This window comes from Cyanobium sp. HWJ4-Hawea (assembly GCF_024345815.1).
Taxonomy (GTDB): domain Bacteria; phylum Cyanobacteriota; class Cyanobacteriia; order PCC-6307; family Cyanobiaceae; genus Cyanobium_A.
On record NZ_JAGQBV010000059.1, the window covers coordinates 1 to 11554 of the forward strand.

The 11554-nt window shown below is 61.0% G+C and carries 11 protein-coding genes; 9 read left to right on the forward strand and 2 right to left on the reverse strand.

The genetic code is table 11. From position 1 onward, the window contains the following. A partial coding sequence (locus KBY58_RS11230; protein ID WP_255004410.1) for a DUF4336 domain-containing protein occupies positions 1-966 on the reverse strand: 966 nt, incomplete at its 3' end. 88 nt (positions 967-1054) lie between these two features. Between KBY58_RS11230 and KBY58_RS11235 the strand changes: the two genes are divergently transcribed. The 4 genes from KBY58_RS11235 (at position 1055) to trpS (ending at position 4737) form a co-directional block, all read left to right on the forward strand. Next, complete coding sequence (locus KBY58_RS11235; RefSeq protein ID WP_255004411.1) at positions 1055-2380, forward strand: Nramp family divalent metal transporter; 1326 nt, start codon at positions 1055-1057, stop codon at positions 2378-2380. Positions 2381-2586: 206 nt separating this feature from the next. Beyond that, a complete protein-coding gene (locus tag KBY58_RS11240) occupies positions 2587-3135 on the forward strand; it encodes a hypothetical protein (RefSeq protein WP_255004412.1) in 549 nt (182 codons plus the stop codon). A 16-nt stretch (positions 3136-3151) separates the two neighbouring features. Beyond that, positions 3152-3694: a hypothetical protein gene (locus KBY58_RS11245; RefSeq protein ID WP_255004413.1), complete on the forward strand. Its 543-nt coding sequence runs from the start codon at positions 3152-3154 to the stop codon at positions 3692-3694. 5 nt (positions 3695-3699) lie between these two features. Next, positions 3700-4737, forward strand: coding sequence for a tryptophan--tRNA ligase (gene trpS, locus KBY58_RS11250; RefSeq protein WP_255004415.1), 1038 nt, complete (start codon positions 3700-3702; stop codon positions 4735-4737). On the opposite strand, the gene KBY58_RS11255 is transcribed toward trpS, so the two are convergent. Beyond that, a complete protein-coding gene (locus tag KBY58_RS11255; RefSeq protein ID WP_255004417.1) occupies positions 4734-5102 on the reverse strand; it encodes a DUF2605 family protein in 369 nt (122 codons plus the stop codon). The genes trpS and KBY58_RS11255 overlap by 4 nt on opposite strands. 145 nt (positions 5103-5247) lie before the next feature. Between KBY58_RS11255 and thrS the strand changes: the two genes are divergently transcribed. The 5 genes from thrS to KBY58_RS11280 form a co-directional block, all read left to right on the forward strand. Further along, the gene (gene thrS / locus KBY58_RS11260) at positions 5248-6966 is read left to right on the forward strand and encodes a threonine--tRNA ligase (RefSeq protein WP_255004422.1); all 1719 of its coding nucleotides are present in this window, start codon (positions 5248-5250) and stop codon (positions 6964-6966) included. Further along, positions 6963-7979, forward strand: a complete 1017-nt coding sequence (gene glk, locus KBY58_RS11265) for a glucokinase (protein WP_255004418.1) — start codon at positions 6963-6965, stop codon at positions 7977-7979. Before thrS ends, glk begins: the two co-directional genes overlap by 4 nt. 50 nt (positions 7980-8029) lie before the next feature. Beyond that, positions 8030-8983, forward strand: a complete 954-nt coding sequence (gene thrB / locus KBY58_RS11270; RefSeq protein WP_255004419.1) for a homoserine kinase — start codon at positions 8030-8032, stop codon at positions 8981-8983. 62 nt (positions 8984-9045) lie between these two features. Continuing rightward, positions 9046-10599, forward strand: coding sequence for an NAD(P)H-quinone oxidoreductase subunit 4 (locus tag KBY58_RS11275; RefSeq protein WP_255004420.1), 1554 nt, complete (start codon positions 9046-9048; stop codon positions 10597-10599). Further along, a partial coding sequence (locus KBY58_RS11280; protein WP_255004421.1) for a M3 family metallopeptidase occupies positions 10596-11554 on the forward strand: 959 nt, incomplete at its 3' end. The genes KBY58_RS11275 and KBY58_RS11280, both read left to right, overlap by 4 nt.

Genomic DNA, 11554 nt, shown 5'->3' on the forward strand with positions numbered 1-11554 from the left:
GCCAAGTTCCCGCAGCCAAGCCAAAAGGGCGCCGCGGCAGCGCGGAAACACCAGCCGCTCAAGTACCGGCGCCACCTGGGGTGCCGCTTCGGGCCCCGGCACCAAATCCAGGAAGTCCTGCTGCCAATCGCTGCTCCAGCGAAATGGGTAAAGGCCGAAATAGCTGCGTGGGTTGCGTAGGCCAGGGGCAAAGGCCTGTCGCACAACCTCGCCAAAACCAGCCACCTCCAGGCTGCCGGGCCGCAGGTACGAGGCAAACAGCACCAGCCGCCGCCAACCCCTTTCTCGGGCCCCAGAGCCATCTACCAGGGGCTCGTCGCCCCGCTCCCTGGCATGGAACAGGAGGGGCGTGGGATCGGCCTCAAATAGGGCAGGCGGACAGGGGCCAATGGTCACCAGGGCATCGGTGACGAGCAATGCCCCACTGGCTCGGTGCAGGCAGGCAACCTCAACGAATGAACCCAAACCAAGGTCCAGGGGTCCAAGGATTCTCCAATCGAGTTGGTCGCCATAGGGGTAGCCCTGCTCCCCCAACATCTGGGTACGCCCCCGGGGGAAGCCCAGCCATGCCATGGGTAGGCGCAGGGGGAAGCTCCACTGGTTCGGAGCCACCCAAACCGTGGCCTGGGGAAAGCGCCGGGCCATGGCTGGCACGGGAATTTTGTGCTCAAGCCCGGAAGCGGTTGGCAGCACGATCGTGCTCACCGGGCCAAAGCGCTCCTCAAGGGCTGCCAGGGCCGACAAGACCTCAGCCGTGGGCGGCACCGGCGCGTAGAGCAGCAGGCCCCGGTCGAGCCGCAGCACCGTCATCCGAATTGGCACGGCCACATAAAAAACGCCTTGGAGCTGCTCAAAGCTCCAAACCTGGTCAGGCACAATCTCCCGGACCAGGGTCCGCCGCTGCCCGTAGGGATAGAGGGGGAGCAGGGGCCACCAGGGCCAGGCCTGGCCTGGGGAGGAAGACACGGGGACGGAATCCGGAAGCATCGCTGGGCCAGCATCGCCGAAGGGGGTTACCTAACCTCAGCGATCAAGACCATGCGATCCCCTGATCGTGCACCTGCCACCAAGCCGAGCCGATCAGACGGGGCAGCGCCGGGCACTATCAGTGTGGATTCCTGCCAATGGATCTGCCCTTTCCACCTTTTTAAGGGTTCTTGGGCCCGGGTATCTGGTGGCGGTGGGCTACATGGACCCAGGCAACTGGGCCACCGACCTGGCGGCGGGCTCCCAGTTTGGCTACTCCCTGCTCTGGGTGGTTGGCATCTCGAGCCTGATGGCCATGCTTTTGCAGTCGCTCTGCTGCCGACTTGGGATTGCCTCCGGACTCGACCTGGCCGAGGCCTGCGCCAAACACCTACCCGAGCAAATGCGCCTACCCCTTTGGGTGCTGGCGGAATTGGCGATCGTCGCCTGCGACCTGGCCGAACTTGTGGGCAGTGCCATTGCCCTGCAGTTACTGGTTGGGCTCCCCCTGCCCTGGGGCGTGGCCCTTACCGCCCTAGACACCCTGCTATTACTGCTTTTACAGCGGTGGGGAGTGCGACACCTAGAGGCGATTGTGATCGCCCTTGTGGTCCTAGTTGGGAGCTGCTTTGCCGTTGAACTGGTGTTACTGCAACCGAATTGGACAGCTGTTGCCCAGGGCTTTATTCCCCAGGTAGACCAACTACGGGGAGGTCAGCAGTGGTTTTTAGCTGCAGGGATTGTGGGGGCCACGGTGATGCCCCACAACCTCTATTTGCATTCATCGTTGGTTAAGTCTCGGGTGTGGGAAAAACAGCCGGGCGTACGACAACTAGCCCTGCGCTTCAGCACCCTCGATGCCCTTATCGCCCTCAGCCTGGCCTTTGTGGTGAATGCGGCCATCCTGGTGCTGGCTGGGGGCAGTTTCTACGGCCGCTTTGAAAATCCTATTAGCGACCTGGGCCAGGCCTATCACCTGCTTACACCTGTGCTGGGCACCTCCCTGGCCAGCCTGTTATTTGGTATTGCACTCCTGGCCGCAGGGCAAAGCTCCACGATTACTGCCACCTTGGCTGGCCAAGTGGTGATGGAGGGCTTCCTCAATTTGCGACTACCGGATTGGCAACGTCGCCTACTGACCAGGGGATTGGCCCTTATACCGGCCATGGTGACCGTAATAGTGCTGGGTGATATGGGGATCAACAAACTGTTGGTGCTCAGCCAGGTGCTATTGAGTCTGCAGCTGCCATTCGCTGCCATTCCCCTGGTATGGATCTGCAGCAGGCCTGAAATCATGGGTGATTTGGTGGCCCCTCGCTGGTTACAAATTCTTGGCTGGCTGAGTGCAGGCCTGATCGTTGTGATCAATGCTGCCCTACTAATTTCAACTGGATCGGCGGCTATCGGGCACTAAAAACTGGAGAAGTCAAGACTGAACAGAAAAGCTTTAAAAAAACAATTTTAAAATGGCAAGTTCTTAAACGGCAAGATTCAAAATGGTAAAGGGTATAAACGGAATCAACAGAATGCCAAAAACGACCCATCTTGTTGGCAAGTTTTAGGAACTTTGCAGAACAACTAGTATGGACATGAAAAAGCTGCTGATTCTGGTAAAGCCCGATGCCCCGGCGCCACCGACCCAGCCCCAGCGCCGACCCCGGCCTGCTGCTTCCGCCCCTGAGCCAGCGCCAAAGACTCTGGATCGACCAGTGGTTGGCCCAGCTGGAAGCAACTCCCGATTGGAGCGGTCGAATGCCGGTTGCCCTGCTGGATCGCTGCTGGCTGCAGCTACGCGCCGTACCGGTGGAGCGGCTTGCCGCCGTGTTGCCCCCCGACAGCAGTGCTGACGCACCGGAGCTTGTGCGCTATCGCGAGCTAATAACAGCCGGGTTCAATCCCTGGACAGCCCAACTGCAGTGCTGGCAAGACTTTGGCCAGCCCGCTTGCCAGCACGCCCAGCAACGCTTTTGGTCGCTCCAGGACCAGGGCAACAACCAGTGGACCCTGCAGCGCTATCTCGAGCTAATCGAAACCTATCGGGGCCTCTGGAAAGGATCTTCGCCCCGCCAACTCCCCTTGCTCGTACTGGCGCGGGCCGGTCAAAACGAGGCCCATCAACTCCTCTGGATCGGGCCCGGCGGACCGCCAATGCGGCACACTTGCCTTTAGTTACAAGCCTGCGGCAATGGCCGAAGACAACGCTGCACCCCGTCAAGAAAATCCTGCCCGTGGCGGCAGGCCTGGAGGTAATCGGGAACCAGGTGGTTTCCGCATTCGCCTCAGCGACAACGAGATGCGGGCTGCCCGGGCCGTGCAAGAGGCGTTCCAACTGCGCTCCACCGTGGCCGCCCTTGGCCTCTCGATTCGCACTGTTGCCCAGCTAATTGAGGAGGGCAAGCTCGACGAACTAGTCGCCCAGCAGCGCTCCCAGGCCGGCCCTAGTCGCGATGGCGATGACCGCAGCCGCGACAACAGGGGCCCCCGCGACGAGCGCCGGGGCCGGGATGAGCGACCGAACCAGGGCGGCGACAGAACCCCCAAGGCCAATCCCTTTGCCAGGCCCACCAAGCCGGCAGCTCCCGTTGCCGCAGCAGTTGAGGAAAGCGAAGTTACCGAAACTGAAGTTGCTGAGACTGAAGTTGCCGAGAACGCACCAGAAGTCGACACCCAGACCCCCATCTCAGAAGAAACAACAGCTTCAGAAGAAACAGCCCCTGCTGAAGCCTGATATCCATGGCAAGGCCCAGGGTCCTTTCCGGAGTTCAACCCACCGGCGCCCTTCACCTGGGCAACTGGCTGGGTGCCATACGCAATTGGGTCGATCTGCAGAAAAGCCATGAAACCTTTTTCTGTGTGGTGGATCTGCACGCGATCACCGTGCCCCATGATCCGGCCCAGCTAGCTGAAGACACCCTTAAAACGGCGGCCCTCTATCTGGCCTGCGGCATCGACCCGGAACTCTCCACCGTCTTTGTACAAAGCCAAGTGGGCGCCCACAGCGAGCTTTGCTGGCTGCTCAATTGCGTCACTCCGCTCAACTGGCTCGAGCGGATGATTCAGTTCAAGGAGAAGGCCGTGAAGCAGGGCGACCAGGTGTCGGTTGGGCTGCTCGACTACCCGGTGCTGATGGCCGCCGACATCCTTCTCTATGGGGCTGATTTAGTTCCCGTTGGCGAAGACCAGAAACAACACCTGGAATTAGCTCGCGACATTGCCCAGCAAAGGATCAACAGCCGCTTTGGCAAAAAGGACGAAACCGGCGAGCCGATACCCGTGCTCACCGTGCCCGAACCCCTAATTCTTAAGGCCGGGGCCAGGGTAATGAGCCTCACCGACGGCAATAGCAAGATGAGCAAAAGCGACCCGAATGAGGGATCGAGAATCAACCTGCTCGACCCCCCAGAGCTGATCGTCAAAAAGGTCAAGCGGGCCAAAACCGACCCCACCATGGGGCTGGAATTTGGCAACCAGGAACGGCCCGAAGCGGAAAACCTGCTCAGCCTCTATGCCCTTTTGAGTGGCAAAGGCATGGAGGCCGCCGCCCAGGAATGTGCATCCATGGGCTGGGGCACCTTTAAGCCCCTGCTGGCCGAAGTCGCCGTAGAAGCGCTGAGGCCGCTGCAGCAGCGCTACGGGGAGTTGCGGGCGGATCCAGGCCACCTCAACGATGTTTTGCGGCAGGGACAGGCCAGGGCTTCGGCCGTGGCCCAGGCCACCCTCGAGCGGGTGCGCCATGCCCTGGGGTTTCTCCCCGGCCCAACGGCCACCTAGGCAAAACCGGGGGGCTGGGGCAGGGGCTCCATCTCCGGCAGGGCCACTCCGGCCCGGCGCAGGTTGGCGGAGAGCTGCCACACCGAAAGCACCAATTGGTGCCAGGGGGCCAGGGTCGCCATCTCCAGGGCCATTGGTGCAGGGGTTGCCTGCCTCAAACAGGTGGCAGCAGCCAATTCCTTGATGGCTAGCTCCAGCTTTTGGCGCAGCTCCTGGCGCTCCGCCATCCCCATCACCGCATCGGGGCAGAAATCCAACAACACCAGGCCCCGGCCAAACCAATTGCTGAAATCCGCCAGCAGGGAGCCCAATAGCTGGTCGAGCAAAACCCCTGCTGGCTCAGGGGTGGGGGAGGGAAGGGCCATCTTCCAAACCTAGGGCGCTAGGTAGGATCAAATTTCGACATATCGCCTGAATTTCGTGGCCGCGCCCGCAACCATTCCCGAGCCGGCCCCGATCGCCCTACCCAAAACCAGCGAGAGCGAGCAGCTACTCAGGATCCGCCACTCGATGAGCCATGTGATGGCCATGGCGGTGCAAACCCTTCACCCCAAGGCCCAGGCCACCATTGGCCCCTGGACGGAAAACGGCTTCTATTACGACTTCGACAATCCCGAACCCTTCACCGATGCCGATCTCAAGGCCATCAAAAAGGAGATGGGCAAAATCATTGGGCGACGCTTGCCGCTCGATCGCATTGAGGTGAGCCGCAGCGAAGCAGAGCGCCGTATCCAGTCGCAGAACGAGCCCTACAAGCTCGAAATCTTGGCGGGAATTCAGGAGCCCATCACCCTGTACACCCTTGGGGAGCAGTGGTGGGATCTCTGTGCCGGCCCCCATGTGGCCAACACCAGTGAGCTGAACCCCAAGGCATTTGAACTTGAGAGCGTGGCCGGGGCCTACTGGCGTGGCGATGAAACCAAGGCCCAGTTGCAGCGCATCTACGGCACGGCCTGGGAAACGCCAGAGCAACTGGCCGAATACAAACGCCGCAAGGAGGAGGCCCTGCGCCGCGACCACCGCCGCCTCGGGGCCGACCTGGATCTTTTTTCAATTGAGGATGGGGCCGGCGCCGGCCTGGTGTTTTGGCACCCCCGCGGCGCCAGGATGCGGCTATTAATCGAAGACTTTTGGCGCCAGGCCCATTTCGCCGACGACTACGAGTTGCTCTATACCCCCCACGTGGCTGATATCAGTTTATGGAAGACCTCCGGCCACCTCGATTTCTATAGCGAATCGATGTTTGGGCCGATGCAGGTTGACGAAAGGGAATATCAGCTCAAACCAATGAACTGCCCTTTCCATGTGCTCACCTACGCCAGCACCCTGCGGAGCTACAGGGAGTTGCCAATTCGCTGGGCAGAACTGGGCACGGTCTATCGCTACGAAAGGCCTGGGGTGATGCATGGCCTGATGCGAGTGCGGGGCTTCACCCAAGACGATGCCCACGTGTTCTGTCTGCCCAACCAAATCGGCGATGAAATCCTGCGGGTTCTCAATCTCACCGAAACAATCCTGAGCACGTTTGATTTCATAAATTACGAAATCAATCTCTCCACCAGGCCAGAAAAGTCGATCGGTGAAGATGCTGTCTGGGAACTGGCGACCAATGGCCTAATCGAAGCCCTGGATCGCAAAGGCTGGGCCTACAAAATCGACGAGGGGGGCGGGGCCTTCTACGGACCCAAGATCGACCTCAAAATAGAAGATGCCATTGGTCGGATGTGGCAATGCTCCACCATCCAGCTCGATTTCAACCTGCCTGAGCGCTTTGACCTCGAATATGTGGCAGCCGATGGATCAAGGCAGCGTCCGATCATGATTCACAGGGCCATCTTCGGCTCCCTGGAGAGATTTTTCGGGATCATGACCGAAAACTACGCCGGTGATTTTCCCTTTTGGCTTGCCCCCGAGCAAATCCGCCTATTGCCCGTCACCGATGAGGTAATGCCCTATGCCGAAACGGTTCTTACAGACCTTAAGGCAGCTGGAATTCGGGCCACCATTGATCGCAGTGGCGAAAGACTGGGCAAATTAATTCGCAACGGCGAACAGATGAAAATCCCCGTGCTCGGGGTCATTGGCGCCCAGGAAGCCGAGAACAAAACCCTCAGCCTGCGCAGCCGCAGGGATGGGGATTTGGGAGCCCTAGACCTCAGCACCGTGGCAGAGGCAGCCCGCCAGGCCAACGGCCAGCGCGCCGCCAGCCTGGGCCTTAAGCCGGCATGAGTTTGCCAATGCCAGATCTAATTAGTGAAGGCAAGGGCATTGTCTTGGCCGGCGACATCGGTGGCACCAAAACCCTGCTGGCCCTCTATCGCAGCTCCACACTTGAGCTAATTCGCTCCCAGCACTACCACTCAGGCGAATGGGCCGACCTCGCCCCCATGGTGGAGGCCTTCCTGGGCGGCGACCAAGCGGAGGCAGCCTGTTTTGCGGTGGCAGGTCCGGTGGCTAAGGGCCAGGCCCAGCTCACCAACCTGTCGTGGAAATTGGACCAGGACCAACTTGCCAAGCAGCTGGGTATTGGCCAGCTCGAATTGGTCAATGATTTCGCCGTATTGATCTACGGCCTACCCCATCTCAGGGATGACCAGCGGGCCCAAATTCGGGCCGGCAAGCCCAATTCCTGTGCCCCACTAATGGTGATAGGCGCAGGCACCGGCCTGGGCGTGGCCTTCGGGGTGCAAACCGCATCTGGCCTGGTGGCGATGGCCAGCGAGGCTTCCCATGGGGAGTTCGCCCCCAGAACCCAGGCTGAGTGGGAACTAAAGCAATGGCTTGCCAGCGAATTTTCACTGCCGCGCATCTCCACCGAGAGGGTTGTTAGCGGCACTGGTCTGGGCCTGCTGGCCCGTTGGTTGCTCGCAACCCAAGCGGAACCAGACCACCCGCTCCACCTGGTGGCCGCCGATCCCAACAGCGACCTACCGGCCCAGGTGTCCAAACAGGCCGCCCTAGGCAATCCCCTAGCCCGCCAAGCCCTCGACCACTGGATCGATCTCTACGGAAGTGTCTCTGGTGATCTGGCCCTGGCAACTCTCTGCCAAGGGGGCATCTGGCTAGCCGGAGGAACCGCGGGCAAGCTGCTCAGCGAATTGCAGGCGGGTGGCTTTGAACGGGGCTTCCTCTCCAAGGGCCGGCTGGCGGCCGTCCTCGAAAGCATTCCTATTACGGCCGTGATCGATCCGACCATCGGCCAGTTCAGTGCGGCCTGCAGGGCCCGGATGCTGGCGGCCTAGGCCAGGCCATCCTGGTGGCCTGAGACACTGGAGCTAGTAGTAGTTACTAGATGGTTCGCCCCCGCCTAGGCCAAGGGGTTGAGGTTCATGTGCCGGCCACCACAGCCAATGTGGGGCCAGGCTTTGATTGCCTTGGCGCGGCCCTTGAGCTCGACAATGTTTTCGAGATGCGCGCCATCGAAGGCGGTAGCGAAAGATTTGACTTAATCATTGAAGGGAGCGAGGGAGCCCACCTGCGCGGCGGTCCCGACAACCTGGTTTACAGGGCTGCCCAACGCGTTTGGAAGGAGGCAGGCGAGGAGCCGGTGGCCCTGGAGGCACGGGTGCGCCTGGCCGTACCCCCGGCCCGGGGCCTGGGCAGCAGTGCCACGGCAATTGTGGCCGGATTAATCGGAGCCAATGCCCTGGTTGGCGAACCCCTCAGCAAGGAAAAATTGCTGGAATTGGCCATCGATATTGAAGGCCATCCCGACAACGTGGTGCCCTCGGTGGTGGGGGGCCTGTGTCTTACGGCCAAGGCGGCATCCCAGCGCTGGCGGGTTGTGCGCTGCGAATGGTCGCCCCTGGTGCAGGCCGTGGTGGCAATTCCCGCCATTCGGCTTACCACCTCCGAAGCCAGACGGGCCATGCCCAAGGCGATACCCGTGGGTGATGCGGTCATCAACATGGGTTCATTGACCCTGCTGCTCCAGGGCCTGCGCACCGGCAACGGCGACCTGATCATCGATGGCATGAACGACCGGCTCCATGAGCCCTATCGCTGGGGCCTGATCCACGGGGGCAAGGTGGTGCGCGAGGCGGCCATCGATGCAGGCGCCTGGGGATGCGTTATAAGCGGAGCAGGCCCCAGCCTGCTGGCCCTCTGCCCGCCAGCCGTAGCCGAGGCCGTCAGCCAAGCGATGGTGCGCGCCTGGCACAAGGCGGGCGTCGAATCGCGATCAGCTGTGCTGGGCATACAGCAGGAGGGCAGCCGCTGGAGCCCCCTTCCCGACAAAATCGACTGAGTAGATGTACTCAGTCGACCAGGGGGAACTGATAGATTTGCAATGGCTGTAACAGGGCTGTGATGGACGCCAATCTGCCCATTCAGACAGCGTCATTCCCTTGGCTCAGCCTGATTGTGCTGCTGCCAGCGGCGGCGGCCCTGGCGATGCCACTGCTTCCAGGAGACGGCACCGATCCGAAGTGGCCCAGGACCCTGGCCCTCGGTGCACTCCTCACCGATTTGGTGCTGATGCTGGTGGCCTTTAGCCAGCACTTTGATGGCCAAGAAGCTGGGCTCCAGCTGGTGGAACGGATTAGCTGGGTGCCGGCCCTCGGCCTGGAGTGGTCCCTGGGCGCCGATGGACTCTCGGTGCCGTTGGTGGTGCTCTCAGGCTTGGTGACCCTGTTGACGGTGGCCGCCAGCTGGAACATCAAAAGCAAAACCCGGCTCTATTTCGGCCTGATGTTGGTTCAGGCCTCAGCCCAGGGCCTGGTTTTTCTCTCCCAGGATTTCCTGCTCTTCTTCCTGGCCTGGGAATTGGAGCTGGTGCCCGTTTACCTACTGATTGCGATCTGGGGCGGCAAGCAACGCCAATACGCGGCCACCAAATTCATTCTCTACACGGCAACGGCCTCGCTCCTGATTCTGTTGAGTGGCCTGGCCCTGGCCCTGAGCGGCCCATTCACCTTCAACCTCAGCGAACTGGCCACCCGCTCCCCCGGTGGCGTTTTTGGCCTGCTCTGTTACTTGGGTTTCCTAATCGGCTTTGGCGTCAAGCTGCCGATGTTCCCACTGCACACCTGGCTGCCCGATGCCCATGGCGAGGCCAATGCTCCGGTGTCGATGTTGCTGGCCGGGGTGCTGCTGAAGATGGGGGGCTATGCCTTGATGCGCTTCAACGTGCAGATGCTGCCCGACGCCCACCTCACCCTGGCGCCGGCCCTTGTCGTTTTAGGCATAGTCAACATTGTCTACGGGGCCCTAAACGCCTTTGCCCAGGACAACGTCAAGCGGCGCATCGCCTGCAGCTCAGTGAGCCACATGGGTTTTGTGCTGCTGGGTATCGGCGCCGTAGATGCCCTGGGAATGAGCGGTGCCATGCTGCAGATGATCAGCCATGGACTGATCGCAGCGGCCATGTTCTTCGTGACCGGGGTGTTCTATGAGCGCACCGAAACCCTCTCGATTCCCAACATGGGCGGCCTGGCTAAGGCCCTGCCGATCACCTTCGCCTTTTTCCTTGCCAGCTCCCTAGCCTCCCTAGCCCTGCCTGGCATGAGTGGCTTTGTCAGCGAAATCACCGTCTTTCTTGGGGTCACCGCCAACGATGGCTTCACCATCGGTTTCCGGGTAATCACAATCGTGCTCGCGGCGATAGGCCTTGTGCTCACGCCGGTCTATTTGCTCTCCCTGTGCCGCCGCGTCTTCTTTGGCCCCCGCATCCCAGCCCTGGCAGTGGTTGGCGACATGAAACCCCGGGAATTGGTGATTGGCCTCACCCTGCTGGTGCCCACCCTGGTAATCGGCTTCTGGCCCCGCATCGCCATCGACCTCTACCAGGCCACAACCAATAGCTTGGCGAGCACCCTGGCCAGTGCCACTGCGATCAGCCTGGGTTCCATCCCCCTGCCATGAGCCCGGTGATTAGCACCCTTGAATCGGTTGAAGATCTGCCCCTGTTGGCGGGCCAAGGCCTACCCCAATACGCAGCAATAACGCCGGAACAGATTGACCAGGCCATCCCCCTGCTGCTGGAGGTGCTGAACAAAGAGCTGGGGGAGCTCGAGGCGGCATTGGATATCCGCCTAACTGCTTGCTCCCAGGCCGCAAAGCCCCTGGGCTGGGATGAGCTGATGGATCCCCTGCACCACCTCGGGGAAAGGCTGCGCTGGAGTTGGGGGGTAGTTAGCCACCTAAATGGGGTCTGCAATAGCCCGGCCCTTAGGGAAGTGCACCAAAAGCACCAGGCCTCGGTGGTCAGTTTTGGCAACAGGGCCGGCCAAAGCCGCACCATTTACAGGGCCCTAGAAGCACTGCAGCAGCACAGCCAAAACCTAGATGGGGCCCAACAGCGCATCCTCAAATCCGAGTTGCGCGACATGCGACTGCGGGGAGTGGGCCTGGAGGCGGAGGCCCAACTGACCTTCAACTCCAGGTGCCAGCAGCTAGCAGAACTGGCCAACAGCTTTGGCAACCACGTGCTGGATGCCACCAACCAGTGGAGCCTGAGCCTTACCAACCCAGATGAGCTAGCCGGTTTGCCTGACAGCCTTAAGGGCTTGCTGGCCCAGGCAGCGGAGGAGGCAGGCCAGCCTGGCAGTTGGCGCATGGGGCTGGATCTGCCCCGGGTAGGGCCATTCCTTAAGTACAGCGAACGGCGGGACCTGCGTGAGCAGGTTTATCGAGCCCAGGTCAGCAAGGCTTCCAGCGGTGAATTAAACAACTGGCCCCTGATTGAGCAAATCCTCGAGCTCAAGCGCCAACAGGCCCTAATACTCGGCTTCGCCAATTGGGCCCAGCTGAGTTTGGTTTCGAAAATGGCCGACTCCGTGGCGAGCGTAGAAAAACTGCTCGAGGAGCTAAGGGCAGC